We start from the raw sequence: 15,720 nt of genomic DNA, 5'->3' as shown, positions 1-15,720 counted from the left end.
ACTCGAACGGGTGTAGGCGGCCGGGATCCTTGTTCGGAGCCCGGCCGTTCTACGAGGTGCGGGGGCAGAACTCGGCGGCGAGCAGCCGGGGTTCGAGGTCGGGATCTGCAATCGTCGTCGTGTTCACGCGGAAGGTGAGGACGCGGCGGCCGTCGACCGTGGCTGCGGTGCGCACGTAGCTGCCGGTGATGCGGCCGTCGTGCCCCCACACCGTGGTGCCGCACGGCAGCTTCACGGGGATTAGGCCCATGCCGTACGAGCCTTGTGCGGTGCGGGTGTCGAGCATCTCGCGCAGTCGCCCCGGGGGCAGAAGCCGTCCGCCGAGCAGGGCGGCGTAGAAGCGGTCCAGGTCGGCGAGCGTGGTCACCAGCTCGCCCGCGGCGCCGGCCACCTGGGGGTCGATCTCGGTGACGTCGGTTCCGTCGGTGGCGTAGGCGCGGCCGTGCGGGGAGGGGAGAGTCGTGCGGGATCCGGGGAAGGAGGTGCCCGTCAGACCCAGCGGAGCGATGAGGCGGCGCTCGGCCTCGGTGGCGTACGAGTGGCCGGTGACCTGCTCGACGACCAGTCCGAGCAGCACGTAGTTGGTGTTCGAGTAGGCATAGCGGCCGGGGGTGGCCGGGGGGTGGGTGAGTGCGATGCGCAGGGCCTGACGAGGGCTGAGGGGGACGGCGCCGCCGGTGACCGCGGTGAAGTCGTACAGGCCGCTGGTGTGGGTGAGCAGGGCGCGAAGGGTCAGCGCGCGGCCGTCGTTGCCGGCTCCCCGCACCAGGCCGGGCAGGTGCTGCTCCACGGTGTCGGACAGTTTCAGCCGGTGCTCGGCGGCCAGTTGCAGGACGACCGTGGCGATGAAGGTCTTCGTGAGGGAGCCGGCCCGGAAGTGGTCGGCGCGGGCGATACCGCTGCCGCTCTCGGTGTAGCGGGTGCCGCTCTCCTCGCGGGCCAGCAGCGCCGCGGCGGGGGCGCCGCCCCGTGTGACCAGCAACGGAAGGAGCGCGTCCGTGGGTGGGGTCGTCGGCGGTGGGAATGCCGCGGGGGTCAGGGCGAGGAGGGCCAGGCACACGGGCACGGCCGACAGCGTCCGAAGCGTGGGCATCGCGGTGGTCCTCCCTGGTCGGGGCCATCATCCAGGTCGGGGGAGCGGGAGGTTCACCGGGGAGCCCGCGCGGAGGGCCGCCGGCGCGGGCGAAGGGCGGTTGGTGGGCGGTCGGACGGCGGTCAGAGGCACCCTGGGCGTCGGGCACTTGTCGGGTGAGGGACAATGGAGGCTCTGTCAGGGCGGGTTGCATGAGGGGACGCATGTCGGAGGCGGAGCGGGCGGGGACATCCCGTCAGGACACTCGTCAGGACAACAGCGGGCGTCTTCTCGCCGGGCGGTACCGGCTGGGAGGAGTGCTCGGTCGCGGCGGCATGGGCACCGTGTGGCGGGCCGAGGACGAGACCCTGGGCCGGACGGTGGCCGTCAAGGAGCTGCGGTTCCCGTCCAACATCGACGAGGACGAGAAGCGGCGGCTGATCACACGCACGCTGCGTGAGGCCAAGGCCATCGCGCGGATTCGCAACAACAGCGCGGTGACGGTCTTCGACGTGGTCGACGAGGACGACCGGCCGTGGATCGTCATGGAACTCGTCGAGGGCAAGTCGCTCGCCGAGGTCATCCGGGAGGACGGCCTGCTGGAACCCCGTCGGGCGGCGGAGGTCGGCCTGGCGATCCTCGACGTGCTGCGCTCGGCGCACCGCGAGGGCATCCTGCACCGTGACGTGAAGCCGTCGAACGTGCTGATCTCCGAGGACGGCCGGGTCGTGCTCACCGACTTCGGCATCGCCCAGGTCGAGGGCGACCCGTCCATCACCTCGACCGGCATGCTGGTCGGCGCCCCCTCCTACATCTCCCCCGAGCGGGCCCGTGGGCACAAGCCGGGGCCGGCGGCCGACCTGTGGTCGCTGGGCGGCCTGTTGTACGCGTCGGTCGAGGGCGCGCCGCCGTACGACAAGGGTTCCGCGATCGCGACGCTGACGGCGGTGATGACGGAGTCGCTGGAGGAGCCGAAGAACGCCGGACCGCTGAAGGACGTCATCTACGGCCTGCTCACCAAGGATCCCGCCAAGCGGCTCGACGACGCCGGTGCGCGGGCGATGCTCAACGCCGTGATCCGAGCACCGCAGTCGAAGGCCGAGCCCGAGGAGGCGCCGGACGCGACGAAGGTCGTGCCGCTGCCCCCGCAGCCCGACGAGCGGTCGGGCCGGGGCGGTTCGGCGGCTGGCGGGAGCAAGCGCGGCGAGGAGGCGGGCGAGCGGTTGCGCGGTGCCCTGCGTTCCGTGCGCAAGGCCGCCGGGGCGGCGGGTGCGGTGGCTTCCTCCGCGGCCGTGTCCCGGACCAAGTCCGGTGACGGTGCGACCGGTTCGGGTTCCGGTTCGGGTGACAGTGGTACGGCGGCTTCGGGGGCCGGTGGCACGTCGGGTACCTCGGGTGCGCTGCCCGGCGCCTCGGGTGCGGCCGGGGCGGCGGGCGCCGTTTCGACCTCGTCTCCGTCCTCGTCCGTGTCCGCGTCCTCCTCGGCGGCTTCGGGGCCGGCTTCGGGCCGGGTGCCCGGGGCTCGTGACGGGGGCCCGCGCGGGACCGGTGCCGCCGCGGGTGGCGCGAGTGCCGACGCGTCGTCGGACGGGCGCAGTTCGGGGTGGCCCGTGATGACGCCGCCGGATCTGCCGCCGCGGCCGGTGCCCAGGGCCCCCATCACCGATGTGGTGCCGAAGCGGACGCTGATGATCATCGCCGTGGTCGTGGTGCTCGCCGTGATCGGCACGGTGCTGGCCCTGACGCTGGGCGACGACGGGAGCTCCGACGGGGCCAAGGGTGGCGGCGCCAAGGCGACGACCAGCGCGAGCGCGGGTGCCGACACCAAGGAGGACGAGAGCGGCGGCACGCGCACGGACGGCTCGGCGCCCGAGTCCGCGGAGGCGGGCGCGGGGGCCGGGAGCACGCCGAGCACCGGCGCGAGCGCGTCCGGTGGCAGTGACGCGGGCTCCGGGAACGGGTCCTCAGGGGCCGGTTCCGGTGACGGCGACACCGCGGAGACGACGTACAAGGGCAGCCAGGGATATTCGATCGGGCTGCCCGAGGGGTGGAAGTACCAGTCGACGGGCTCGGCGGGGGACCGCTTCACCGGGCCCGAGGGGCAGAAGCTGCTCGTGGCCTGGACGTCCACGCCGAAGGGCGACCCGGTGGCGGACTGGAAGAGCCAGGAGCGCTACATGACGCGCTCCCAGTACGACAGGATCCGAATAGAGAAGGTGGACTACCGCGGCTGGAACGCCGCTGACTGGGAGTTCACCTATCAGGAGAGCGGGACGAAGTACCGGACGATCGACCGGGGATTCGTCGTCAACGGCCGACTCGGGTACGCGCTGATGTACACGGCGAAGGCCGCGGACTGGGGCAGCGAGCTGCGCGAGGGCACCTGGCAGACGCTGGCGGGCACCTTCGAACCGAAGGCGTGAGTGCTGCGGGAAGCGGCAAGGGGGCCGAGCTCGTGGTCGATCTCGTGTTCGATCTCGGGTTTGGGGCGTGAGATCTGGCATCCCCCTTTGCAGGTTGCCTCCGGCACGTATCGTGAGTGCTTGCGGACCGTACGCAGCCGGTAATGCGCCCGGAACGAGCCGCGAGGCGAACGGAATTGACCAACCGGACGGCCGGGGGAGGCAACGTGGACGACTATGCGGGACGGGTACTCGCCGACCGCTACCGCCTGCCGCTGCCGCCCTCCGACGAGTACGAACTCACCGAGACCCGCGCCTTCGACACCTACAGCGGGCAGGAAGTCCTGGTCAGGCAGGTGCCGTTGCCCGAGGTCGTCGAGGCGGAGGTGCTCGACGCGGAGGGGCTGCCGGACGGGTTCACGGCACGGGATCCGCGAGCCGGGCGACGCGGGCCGGCGGGCGCCGGTGCGGGCGCGCGGCGGCCGGCCGATCCGGCCGTACGGCGGGCCGTCGAGGCGGCGCAGGCCGCGGCCCGGATTCCCGACCACCCTCGACTCGACCAGGTCTTCGACGTGTTCGCGGACGGTGGGTCGCTGTGGATAGTGAGCGAGTTGGTGTCCGCCCGGTCACTCGCGGCGCTGCTCGCGGAGAAGCCGCTCACGCCGTACCGGGCGGCCGAGGTCGCCTCCGACGTCCTGATGGCACTGCGCGTGCTGCACGCACATGGCTGGGTGCACCGGAACATCACCGCACGCACGGTCCTCGTCTGCGACGACGGCCGTGTGATGCTGACCGGCCTCGCGGTGGGCGCGGCCGAGGAAGCGCTGTGCGGGTACGACCCGGTGCCGGCCGAGGCGGCCGAATGGGGCTCCGACGGTGACGGTGCCGGGGAGTTCGGCAACGGGCCTGAGGCCACGGGAACCGCAGGGGCCGTGGAAGTCATGGGAGCCGGTGGCCCGAGGGCGACCGGGTCCGGCCGGGCCGGCGGAGTCGAACGATCCGGCGGTGGCGGCTTCGGCGGGGCCGATCCCGAGGCCGCTCGGCGGGCCGCCATCGAGGCACGAGGGATCGGCGGGCTGCCGGCCTCCGGTGCGGAGTCTTCCGGCTCGGACGGGGCGGGGGCCTCGGCCGCGATCGCCCGCAGGGACGCCGACGGCGGGACGGACATCAGGGCGGCGCGGGCCGGGGCGATCGCCGCGTATCGCGCGGGGGCCCGGGCAGCGGCCCGGGTCCAGGAGGCTCAGCAGAGCGGGCGGGCGGCCCTGCCCGGAGCCCGCCCCACTCCCGAGGGTGACCCGGCCGCGTACGCCGACGGGCCCGCGCAGCCGCCGTACCCGGGGCCGTACTCAGAGGCGGCGGGCCACTCTGCCTCCCCCACGGGCAACGGCGCGCAGCCGTCGGCGTATCCCGCGGCGAACGGCGGGCAGCAGCAGCCGTATCCCGCGGCGAACGGTGGGCAGCAGCAGCCGTATCCTGCGGCGAACGGCGGGCAGCAACAGCCGTATCCCGGCGCCGACAGGGGGCAGCACGCGGCTCGCCGCGGTGACAACGGGGCGGCGCAGGTGCCGTATCCCGGAGCGACCGGGGCCCGGGACGCGGCCGGTGCCGTTCCTCCGGGGCAGATCGCCGACCCGTACGGCGTGCGAGGCGCGCCCTGGCACGGGGCCGGGCCTCGGGGAGGGGCCGGTGCGCCGCCTGCCGTGACGGGACCGGGTACCGGGCTCGGCTCGGATGCCAGGCGTGGCGCGGCGCCCGCGGCCGGCGGCCCGGCCGCGAGGTCTGGTGCTCCGGGGGCCGGGCGTCAGGGGCCGTCGTCAGCCGGCGTCACTCCCACCGGGATCCCGGCACAGGCCTCGCACGGTTCCTCGGTGCCCGCCCTTCCCGGTGCCTCCGCGCCGCCCCCCGGCGGTTGGGACGAGCCGGCCGCCGGTGCGCCGGTGCGGTGGCGTGGGCCCGCCACCGCGCTGGCGGCCGAGCGGGCACGGCAGGCGCGGATGGCTGTGGTGGGGCCCGTCACGGAGCGGTGGGCGCCGGAGCAGGCCGGTCCGGTGCACGAGAACTGGCAGCTGGCGGCGCCGATCGGACCCGCCACCGATCTGTGGGCGCTCGGGGCGCTGCTGTTCAGGGCCGTGCAGGGGCACGCGCCGTATCCGGAGGAGTCGACGGCCGAGCTGGTGCAGTTGGTGTGCGCGGAGCCGCCCGCGTTCGCCGAGGAGTGCGGGCCGCTGAGGCCGGTGGTCGAGTCGCTGCTGCGGCAGGACCCGACCGAGCGGCTGGACTTCGAGGAGCTGCGCGGCTGGCTGCGCTCGCTGGTGCGCTCGGCGCCCGAGCCGGAGGCCGGCGCGCATGTCGTCGCCGCGCCGCCCGCCGACACCAGCCGGCTGCCCGTCGTACGGCGGCGGGGCGAACTGGTGCGCAGGAGGCGGGCCGGGCTGCCCGCGACGAGTGCGCACGGGCGGCACAAGCGGGCGCGCGAGGAGGTCCGTTCGCCGAGGAGCCTCGGGCGGACGCTGCTGCTGCTGATCCTGCTCGCCCTGGCCGGGGCGATCGCGTACGCCGTGTTCCTCATGCCGAAGGCGGATCCGGGCGACCAGGGCGCCGGGGACCGGACCGGGGCCGCCGGGGAGGTGAGCCAGGCGCCCGACCCGTCCTCGGAGGCGAGCAGCGAGCCGCGGCCCGACCAGACCTCGCCCGGTACGTCCGAGGGCAGCCCCTCGGCGTCCGCCGGATCCACCGACACGCAGACGGCCGGTGCCGAGGTCGCCGACGGCTTCACGCTGCGCAAGGACACCGCGGGCTTCCAGGTCGCGGTCGCCAACGGCTGGGAACGCACACCGGAGAACGGACGCGGCCAGGTCGTGTACACACACGGCAACTTCGAGCTGATCGTCGTTCCGGGGCGGGACAGCGCGGCCGACGACGGCAGCGACCCGATGGTGTACCAGCGGGAGAAGGAGCCGGAGCTGCAGCCGTACCGCGACTCCAGCTGGGCCACCGCGACCGGGCTGAAGACCATCGAGGTGGGCGGCCGGACCATGGCCGAAGGGCAGTTCACCTGGACCGGCGACGACGGGCGCGAGCTGTTCGTGCGCAACCTCGCGATGCTGGTCGACGGGAAGTACCACGTGGTGCAGGTGCGGGGCCCGGAGGCGGAGCGGGACGAGGTCACGCGCCTCTACGAGCAGGCGGCACAGACGTATCAGGCCACCGGCTGAACGGGCCCCGAGCACGGTGAGCGGTCCGGCCGGCCGAGGGCCTGACACCACCGGGCCGAGCCGACGAGACGCCTGTCGTTACCTGTTGGTTTACTCGCGCCTCGCGAAGCGACAACCGTCACAGTGCGGTCTCCTTGACGCGCCCCTGGTTCCGTTCGGCGCGGAAGGGTCCTTAGTCTGACCCTGTCAAGAGCATTGCGGGGCAACGTGAATCAGATGCAGGGCCAGCTCCTCGCGGGGCGCTACCGGCTCGCCGACCCGATAGGCAAGGGCGGCATGGGCCGGGTCTGGCGTGCCCACGATGAGGTGCTGCACCGAGCCGTCGCGATCAAGGAGTTGACCGCCGCGCTCTACGTGTCCGAGAGCGACCGGACCGTCCTGCTGGCCCGCACCCGGGCCGAGGCACGCGCGGCCGCCCGGATCAACCACTCCGCCGTCGTCACCGTGCACGACGTCCTCGACCATGACGGCCGGCCGTGGATCGTGATGGAGCTGGTCGAGGGGCAGTCCCTGGCCGACGCCGTCAAGGACCGGGAGCGGGTCGAGCCGCGGGAGGCCGCCCGGATCGGCCTGTGGGTGCTGAAGGCGCTGCGCGCCGCACACTCCGCCGGTGTCCTGCACCGCGACGTGAAGCCTGGCAACGTTCTCCTGGGCCGGGACGGCCGCGTCCTGCTCACCGACTTCGGTATCGCGCAGGTGGAGGGAGACACCGCCATCACGCGTACGGGAGAGATCGTCGGCTCCGTCGACTACCTCGCCCCCGAGCGGATCCGCGGCCAGGATCCGGGCGCCTCATCCGACCTGTGGGCGCTCGGCGCGACGCTGTACACGGCCGTCGAGGGCAGGTCACCGTTCCGTCGGACCACGCCCCTGGCCACCATGCAGGCGGTCGTCGACGAGGAGCCCACCGAGGCGGGCCACGCCGGTCCGCTCGCGCCCGTCATCGCCGCGCTGCTGCACAAGGACCCCGCCCGGCGCCCGGGGGCCGCCGAGGCCGAGCAGATGCTCGCCGAGGCGGCGGAGGGGCGGCGGCCGAGCGCGGCACAGCTGTACGTTCCGACGCAGTACGCGGGCTCGGTCCGCGAGACGGGCAGCGACTCCGGGACGCACACCGGACCGCACACGCCGCGCTCGCCGCACTCGCCGTACACATCGAGGACTCAGCACACGCAGCACACTCGGCATCCGCAGCACGCTCCGCACACGCCGGTCACAGGGACGCCGTACCCGCCCTCGACCGGGCCGACGGTCCTCGGCGGCCCGGGGCAGCTCGCCGCCACGTCGCAGCCGCCGCGCAGGCGTCGTCGCCTGCGCACCCTCGCCCTCGTGGTCGCCCTCGCCGCGATCGTCGGAGGGGGTACGGCCGTCGTGGTGCAGCAGTGGGACGAGACGCGCCTGGAGGGGACCGGGGCGACGACCAAGTCGGCCCTACCCACGGAGGACGGCACGCCCGCACCGGAGAGCAGCGTCCCGGACACCTGGGTCCCGGTCACCGATCCTCTCGGATTCGGTCTCTCGCTGCCCGACAAGAGCTGGACGCGATCGGTCCACAGCACCGCGGGCGGCATCCAGCAGATCGACTACTCGCCCGACGGCGGCGAGCACTTCATCCGGATCGCGGTGGACGAGTCGCCGGACTTCGGCGACCCGTACGCGCACCAGATCGACCTGGAGGAGCAGCTGCGGGGGCTGGTCGACTACAAGCGCCTCAAGCTGGAGAAGAACATCTACCGCGACCGGAACGGCTCCCTGTGGGAGTACACGTGGACGGCGCAGGCCAAGGACACGTCGTTCCCCGGACCGCGCCGCGCCATCGAGGAGACGTACCTGGCGCGGGACGGTGTCGAGTACGCCCTCTACATGTCGTCGCCGGCCGAGAGCTGGGCGAAGACGCGGAAGCAGTTCACGGCGGTGCTGCAGGGCTGGCAGCCGCGGACCGGCTGACGCGCACCCGGCGGAGGCCCGGCTCGCGCTGACAAAGGCGCCAGGACCGGCTTCCGCCGCGCACCTCTGGCTTGCTCCTGACGTGGAATGGCCGGTCGCCGACCCGGAAGGGCTGCGTCCGGTGCGGCATCATGAGGCGCATGGGGACCGAGGGGGACAACCTTCGTGTGGTCGCGGGTCGTTACCGGCTCGAGGCGCGGCTCGGACAGGGTGGCATGGGGGTCGTCTGGAGGGCGACCGACCAGTTGCTCGGCCGGCAGGTGGCGGTCAAGGAACTCCCCCTGGACGACACGCTCTCCGCGGACGAGGCCCGTGGGCAGCGCGAGCGCACCCTGCGTGAGGCGCGTGCGGTGGCACAGCTGCGCCACCCGCACGTCATCGTCGTCCACGACGTGGTCGAGGACGGGGAACGTCCTTACATCGTCATGGAGTTGATCCGCGGCGGTTCGCTCGCCGACCGTATCGCCGAGCGCGGCCCGGTCGACGCCGCCGAGGCCGCCCGCATCGGCATCGCCCTGCTCGGCGCGCTGGGTGCGGCACACGCCGCGGGGGTACTGCACCGCGACATCAAGCCGGCGAACGTCCTCTTGGAGGACGACGCCGCCGAGGACCGGATCGCCCGGGACAGGATCGCCGGGGACAGGATCGCCGGGGACCGGTTCACCCGGGACCGGTCCGTCCAAGACGGGCTGGTCCAAGACGCGTTCGCCCATGAGGGGGTCGACCGGGAGGGGATCGACCGCGACCGGATCGACCGCGACCGGGCCCACCCCGCCCACCGTCAGCACATCACCCCCGGCCGCGTGATTCTCACCGACTTCGGCATCGCCCAGGTCGCCGGTGCCAGCACGCTCTCCGAGAGTGGGGCCTTCGTCGGGTCGCCCGAGTACACCGCGCCCGAGCGGATGTCCGGGGCGGGGACCGGACCGGCGTCCGACCTGTGGTCGCTGGGTGCGCTGCTGTGTACCGCGCTGAGCGGCGAGTCTCCCTTCCGGCGCGACTCGTTGGGCGGCATCCTGCACGCGGTCGTCTCCGCCGAGATACGGCCACCCGCGCAGGCCGGGCCGATCCTGCCCGTGATACGCGGCCTGCTCGAACGCGATCCGGGGCGGCGGCTGGACGCGCGGGAGGCGGAGCGGATGCTGCGGGACTTCCTGGAGACGGGACGTACGGCGAAACGATTCGGCGCAGGGGAGCGCCACCGGTACTCCCCGCGCAGTGTGCTGGTCACCGCGTTGCTGGTCACCGCGATGGCGGGGGCGGGCGTGTCCGCGGCGGCGCTGCTCACGGAGCGGGGCGGCGACGGGGGTGTGGTGCCCGTGAGTCCGACGCCGGTGACCACCGTCGGTACGCCGAGCGCGCCGACGTACGCGAGCGGGTCCCCGACCCCGGTCCCTTCGCTCTCCAGGTCCGCCTCCGGGGCCGTCTCCGCCTCCGCGACCTCCGCACCCACCTCCCATTCCCGCCAACCGTGAGTAAAGGGGAGATAAGTGACAACCTGAGTCACGGGTCTGTGACCGGAAAGCGCCAGAGGTGGAAGCGGAAGCACTTGGCGCGATATGGATGGACCCATGAGCAGCAACGGGGGAGCCCCTTACGGATCCGACGAGCCAACGAGTTTCGGTCTGCAACCGCCGAATCCGCGGGCACCGCATCCGCAGGCGCAGCATCCGCACGCGGCCGTGCCGCACCCCGACAACCCGTACGCGGCACCCACGCAGGTCGTGCCTGCGCACGCCTCCCCGCAGCAGGCGGCCGCGTCACAGGCTGCCGGCCCGGAGTCCGCCCCGCGGTCCGTACCGCACCCGCAGTCCGCCCCGCAGTCCCCGCCGGTCCAGGACGACCCCGGCACCGGTCGGCTCATCGCAGGCCGTTACCGGCTGCTCGCCAAGCTCGGGCACGGCGGCATGGGCACGGTGTGGCGGGCCAAGGACGAGACGGTGGACCGCGAGGTCGCCGTCAAGGAGCCCCGTGTACCGGACCACCTTCCCGACCGCGAACGTGCCAACGCCTTTGAGCGGATGCGCCGCGAGGCACGCGCCGCGGCGCGTCTGGACCACCCGGCCGTCGTCAACGTGCACGACGTGGCGGTCGTGGACGGCCAGCCGTGGATCGTGATGGAGCTCGTGCAGGGCCGCTCGATGGGCGACGCGCTGCAGGAGGGCACCCTCGGGGCCCGGGACGCGGCGAGAATCGGCCTCGAGGTACTGGGCGCGCTGGAGGCCGCGCACGCCGCCGGCATCCTGCACCGTGACGTCAAGCCGGACAACGTCCTGCTCGGCCGGTACGACCGGGTCGTCCTCACCGACTTCGGCATCGCCCAGATCGAGGGCGAGACCAATCTGACCGACACCGGCGGCTTCGTCGGGTCGCCCGAGTACATCGCGCCGGAGCGGGTGTTGGGCCAGCGCCCGGGCCCGGCCAGCGACCTGTGGTCCCTCGGCGTGGTGCTGTACGCGGCGACGGAGGGTGTCTCACCGTTCCGCCGCAGCAACACGCCGGCGACCCTCCAGTCCGTCCTCAACGCGACCCCCGCACCGCCCGCGGCGGCCCAGGGACCCCTCGCCCAGGCCATCAACGGCCTGCTCCAGAAGGACCCGGCCCGCCGACCGAACGCCGCCCAGGTCCGTGACCTGCTGGAGCGCACCGCGAACCCGCCGGCTCCGGCCCCGACGCAGGTCGTCACGGTCACCGGCGCCCCCGCCACGGCAGGCGGCGTACGGGTCGGCCGCAAGACCCTGCTGGGCCTCGGTGCCGCGGTCGTCGCGGCGGCGGTCGCCGCGTACGTACTGATCGCGGACCCCTTCGCGGGACCGCTGCCGGACGGCTGGAAGACGGTGTCCGTGGCGGACGTCGCCGCGACCCTCGCGGTCCCCGAGAAGTACACGCCGGGCAAGCCCGACCGGGAGAGCGACCCGAGTCACTGGGTGACGTACACCGACGCGAGCGGCGCCATCCGGATCGGCCTGACCCTGGACAAGAAGGCCGAGGACACCGGCAGCGAGATCGCGGGCTCCGCGGCCGCCGAGATGTACGACGACGACGGAGAGTTCAAGCGGAGCGGCGACTACCGGCTCGACATGTCCGCCGAGGGCCTGAGGACCAAGCCCGAGGACGCGACCTACCAGGGCAAGAAGGCCGCCGAGAACACGATCACCTACACCACCGACGACACCGAGAACCCTCGCAAGCGCGAGATGAGGATCTTCTACTACAAGACCTCCGGTGGCGACATGTACAAGCTCAGCGTCAGCTACCCGGGCGAGGGCGACTTCACGGAACGCGGACGCGAGGTGGCGAACACGGCGATCGCGAACCTGGACGTCGACAAGCTGTGACGGCCAAGGCCAAGGCCAAGGCCTGATACGGAGGCGTTGACCACCGGTCACTTCGGCCGCTGTCTCCGGGTGAGGGCTCCGCTGCCACCGGCTGCACGGCCGTACGCCCGTCCCCGCGTCGACAACTCCCCACCCCGCACGGTACTCATGGGACATGAGCAACGACGGTGGCTCCGGAGACGGCGAGGGCCGGACAGTCGGCGGGCGTTACCGGCTCGTCGAGCGGATCGGGTCGGGTGGTATGGGGACCGTGTGGCGGGCCGTCGACGAGCTGGTCGAGCGGGAAGTCGCCGTGAAGCAGCCGCGGTTGCCGGGGGACCCCGAGAGCGAGAGCCGTCAGCGCGCCGCCCACCGCCTCTACCGCGAGGCCCGGGCCGCCGCCCGTGTCGATCATCCCTCCGCCGTCTCCATCCATGACGTGGTGGTGGAAGAGGAGGACGGACTCCCCTGGATCGTCATGGAGTTGGTCCGCGGCGAGTCGATGCACGAGCTGCTCCAGCGCGGCCCCCTCGAACCCGCCGAGGCCGCCCGCATAGGCCTCGCCGTCCTCGGTGCCCTGCGGGCGGCGCACGCCGTCGGCATCGTGCACCGTGACGTGAAGCCCGCCAACGTCCTGCTCGGCCGGCATCACCGGGTCGTCCTCACCGACTTCGGCATCGCCCACGTCCAGGGCGAGGAATCCCTCACCGTGAGTGGGGAGTTCGTCGGCTCGCTGGAGTTCATCGCGCCCGAGCGGATGTCCGGCCCCGGCGCCGCCGGCCCCTCCTCCGACCTGTGGTCGCTGGGCGTGCTGCTGTACGCCGCCGTGGAGGGCGGGTCCCCCTTCCGCCGTACAACCCTGGAGTCCACCCTCGCCGCGATCCTCGCCGCGGACCCGCCTGAGCCGAAGCAGGCGGGTCCTCTCGGGCCCCTCCTCGTCAGGCTGCTGGCCAAGGACCCGGAGCGGCGACCGGGCCCTGAGGAGGTCGCCGCGGTACTGGAAGCGGCGGCGCGGGAGCGGCCGGTGCAGGGTCCCTTCGGGGATGAGGCCGAGGAGCAGGACGTCGGCGAAGAGGGTGAAGGGGGTGAGACGCAGGACACATCGGGGCTCAGGGAAGCGGCGGAGGACATCGGGACGGCGCGACTGCGCGATGCCGTACGACCGCCCGAACCGGCCCCCGCGGTCCAACCGGCCCCCGCGATCGATCCGGCCCTCGCGATCGATCCGACCCCCGCGATCGAACCGACCCCCGCCCCCGAACCGGAGGCGGTCGCCACGCCGAACTCCGAGGAGCGGCCACCGCCGAGGCGCCGCATCCTCCGCTACTCCGCCGTGCTCAGTGCCCTCCTGGTGGGCGGCATCTGGTTCGGCACGTCCTCCTTCGGTACGTCATCCTCCGGCACGGACACCGAAACCGGATCCGCCGGGGTACCGGCCCCCACCCACACCACCCCCACCACCCCGACCGACGTCACCCCCACCCCGGCCGACTCCTGGACAACGCACCCCGAGCCCGCCATGAACGCCACCCTGGCCCTCCCCGCCGACTACGAGGAAACCGCCCGCGAAGGCGGCGCCGACGACCCGCCCCGCCTTGTCGTCTACGACCTCGACAACACCATCCAGCTCCGCCTCACCCAGTGGGACAAGGCCCCCCGTTCCCTGGCGGCCCAGGCGCGGGAGGCGCACGACACCTGGAACGGTCACGACGGCGACGCGAGCACCCAGACGACCCCGACCAGCTTCGACGGCTACGAGGCGGTCCTCACGGACACCACGTACGACCTGGACACGCGCCCCACCCGGGTCATGCAGCTGACGATCCTCACCACCGACAGCCGCATGTACGAGCTGCGGGTGGACATGCCCAAGGGGACCCCGGACGAGAGGAAGGGCACCTCGGTGTTCAAGGCGGCCCGTGACCGGATGGAGATCGGAAACCGCTGAGGACGGGGTGGCCGCCGCCCTCAACGCCCTGATCAGCGCATTCGTTGCCACTGATCACTGGCAATGTGTGCGTACTCCGTGAATCCCTATTACCGACGGGTACCCAAAGCCGCCCCCGCGTCATACCCTGCGGCTCATGACGGACGCGCAGGCCCCGGCCAAGACCGGCACGAACCCCATCGCCCCCGCCCCCGCGGGCGCCCGTACCGCGGCCGACGTGGTCACCCCGGAGCTGATCGCCCAGCTCACCAAGGGCGTGGTCGGTTCCGGACGGACCGCGAACCACACGCCGTTCACCGGCGAGAAGCTCGCGGACCTGCCCGAGTCCACGCCCGCGGACGTGGAGAAGGCCTACGACGCGGCCCGCAGGGCGCAGTCGGTGTGGGCGCAGACGCCGGTACGCCAACGCGCCGCCGTTCTGCTCCGCTTCCACGACCTGATCCTCGAACGCCAGGCCGAAGTCCTCGACCTCATACAGCTGGAGACCGGCAAGGCCCGACTGCACGCCCACGAGGAGGTGCAGGCGGTGGCGGTCGCGGCCCGGCACTACGGCCGTAGGGCGTCCTCCTACCTGCGTCCCAAGCGGCACGCCGGCGCCGTACCGACCCTCACCAAGGTCACCGAACTCCGCCACCCGCGCGGGGTCGTGGGGCAGATAGCCCCCTGGAACTACCCGCTCGAACTCTCCGTCGGCGACGCGATACCCGCCTTCGTCGCGGGCAACGCGGTCGTGATGAAGCCCGACACGGAGACCTGCCTCACCGCGCTGTGGGCCCGTGACCTCCTCATCGAGGCCGGGCTGCCCGCCGACGTCTTCCAGGTCGTCCTCGGCGAGGGCCCGGTCGTCGGCCCCGAGGTGGTCAGGCACGCCGACTACGTCTCCTTCACCGGCTCCACCCGCACCGGCCGCGAGGTCGCCCAGGGTGCCGCCGCCCGCCTGATCGGCGTCTCCCTCGAACTCGGCGGCAAGAACGCCATGCTGGTCCTGGAGGACGCCGACATCGAGAAGGCGGCCGCGGGCGCCGTCCGCGCCTGCTTCTCCTCGGCCGGCCAACTCTGCATCTCCATCGAGCGGTTGTACGTCCACGAGTCGATCGCCGAGGCCTTCCTGGAGCGCTTCGCCGCCCGCACCAAGGCGATGCGGCTCGGCACCTCGCTCGCCTACGGGGCCGACATGGGCTCCCTGGTGGGGGAGCGGCAGTTGGAGACCGTCACCCGGCACGTGGAGGAGGCCGCCGCCAAGGGCGCGAGGATCGTGGCCGGCGGGGTGGCCCGCCCGGACATCGGCCCGTACTTCTTCGAGCCGACGATCCTGGACGGCGTCACGGAGCCGATGTCCGTGTGCGGCGAGGAGACCTTCGGCCCAGTCGTGTCCATCTACCGGTTCAAGACCGAAGACGAGGCCGTAGAGCAGGCCAACTCCACGTCGTACGGCCTCAACTCGTCCGTCTGGACCAAGGACGGCCGTCGCGGCCGAGAGGTGGCCGCCCGGCTGCGTACCGGCACGGTCAACGTCAACGAGGGCTACGCCCCCGCCTACGGCAGTGTCCAGTCCCCGATGGGCGGCATGAAGGACTCCGGCCTCGGCCGCCGCCACGGCTCCGAGGGCATCCTCAAGTACACCGAGGCCCAGACGGTGGCCCAGCAGCGGCTGCTGCCGATGGCTCCCTCGCTGGGAATGGACGACGAGAAGTACGCCCAGTTCATGAGCCGCAGTCTCCGGCTCATGAAGGCCTTCCGGTTCAGGTAGCCGACCCAGGGGCGCGGGAAACCGCGCGACCAGCCACGCATCACCCGCACTGCACACTCAACGAGGAGCCAG

The 15,720-nt window shown here is 72.8% G+C and carries 8 protein-coding genes; 7 read left to right on the top strand and 1 reads right to left on the bottom strand.

Features of this window, described 5'->3' with window-relative positions:
* Nucleotides 1–49 precede the first annotated feature (49 nt).
* Nucleotides 50–1,093, bottom strand: coding sequence for a serine hydrolase domain-containing protein (locus AQJ84_RS30995; protein ID WP_053192640.1), 1,044 nt, complete (start codon nucleotides 1,091–1,093; stop codon nucleotides 50–52).
* Nucleotides 1,094–1,296: 203 nt separating this feature from the next.
* Here AQJ84_RS30995 and AQJ84_RS30990 point away from each other — a divergent pair, with 203 nt between their 5' ends.
* From AQJ84_RS30990 to AQJ84_RS30960, 7 genes are all read left to right on the top strand, one after another.
* Nucleotides 1,297–3,495: a serine/threonine-protein kinase gene (locus AQJ84_RS30990; protein WP_030045223.1), complete on the top strand. Its 2,199-nt coding sequence runs from the start codon at nucleotides 1,297–1,299 to the stop codon at nucleotides 3,493–3,495.
* A 206-nt stretch (nucleotides 3,496–3,701) separates the two neighbouring features.
* Nucleotides 3,702–6,689: a protein kinase domain-containing protein gene (locus tag AQJ84_RS30985; RefSeq protein ID WP_053192645.1), complete on the top strand. Its 2,988-nt coding sequence runs from the start codon at nucleotides 3,702–3,704 to the stop codon at nucleotides 6,687–6,689.
* Nucleotides 6,690–6,905: 216 nt separating this feature from the next.
* The gene (locus AQJ84_RS30980; protein WP_053192641.1) at nucleotides 6,906–8,633 is read left to right on the top strand and encodes a serine/threonine-protein kinase; all 1,728 of its coding nucleotides are present in this window, start codon (nucleotides 6,906–6,908) and stop codon (nucleotides 8,631–8,633) included.
* 140 nt (nucleotides 8,634–8,773) lie between these two features.
* Complete coding sequence (locus AQJ84_RS41520) at nucleotides 8,774–10,108, top strand: serine/threonine-protein kinase (protein ID WP_037804764.1); 1,335 nt, start codon at nucleotides 8,774–8,776, stop codon at nucleotides 10,106–10,108.
* A 96-nt stretch (nucleotides 10,109–10,204) separates the two neighbouring features.
* Complete coding sequence (locus tag AQJ84_RS30970; RefSeq protein ID WP_053192643.1) at nucleotides 10,205–11,971, top strand: serine/threonine-protein kinase; 1,767 nt, start codon at nucleotides 10,205–10,207, stop codon at nucleotides 11,969–11,971.
* Between the two features lie 154 nt (nucleotides 11,972–12,125).
* Nucleotides 12,126–13,898 carry a serine/threonine-protein kinase gene (locus AQJ84_RS30965; protein ID WP_059198888.1) on the top strand — a complete coding sequence of 591 codons (1,773 nt, stop codon included), beginning with the start codon at nucleotides 12,126–12,128 and terminating at the stop codon, nucleotides 13,896–13,898.
* Between the two features lie 136 nt (nucleotides 13,899–14,034).
* Entirely contained in the window at nucleotides 14,035–15,648 is a 1,614-nt protein-coding gene (locus AQJ84_RS30960; protein ID WP_053191840.1) for a succinic semialdehyde dehydrogenase, read from the top strand.
* Nucleotides 15,649–15,720 lie beyond the last annotated feature (72 nt).

The organism is Streptomyces resistomycificus, assembly GCF_001514265.1.
GTDB classification, from domain to species: Bacteria; Actinomycetota; Actinomycetes; order Streptomycetales; family Streptomycetaceae; genus Streptomyces; species Streptomyces resistomycificus.
The sequence above is the reverse complement of the archived record's forward strand: the minus strand, read 5'-3'. Positions and strand labels throughout refer to the sequence as shown.

Bases quoted from the DNA above. Each gene is read 5' to 3' on its own strand.
- AQJ84_RS30970 (WP_053192643.1), top strand. From the start codon at position 10,205: ATGAGCAGCAACGGGGGAGCCCCTTACGGATCCGACGAGCCAACGAGT.
- AQJ84_RS30995 (WP_053192640.1), bottom strand. From the start codon at position 1,093: ATGCCCACGCTTCGGACGCTGTCGGCCGTGCCCGTGTGCCTGGCCCTC.
- AQJ84_RS41520 (WP_037804764.1), top strand. From the start codon at position 8,774: ATGGGGACCGAGGGGGACAACCTTCGTGTGGTCGCGGGTCGTTACCGG.
- AQJ84_RS30960 (WP_053191840.1), top strand. From the start codon at position 14,035: ATGACGGACGCGCAGGCCCCGGCCAAGACCGGCACGAACCCCATCGCC.
- AQJ84_RS30980 (WP_053192641.1), top strand. From the start codon at position 6,906: ATGCAGGGCCAGCTCCTCGCGGGGCGCTACCGGCTCGCCGACCCGATA.
- AQJ84_RS30990 (WP_030045223.1), top strand. From the start codon at position 1,297: ATGTCGGAGGCGGAGCGGGCGGGGACATCCCGTCAGGACACTCGTCAG.
- AQJ84_RS30965 (WP_059198888.1), top strand. From the start codon at position 12,126: ATGAGCAACGACGGTGGCTCCGGAGACGGCGAGGGCCGGACAGTCGGC.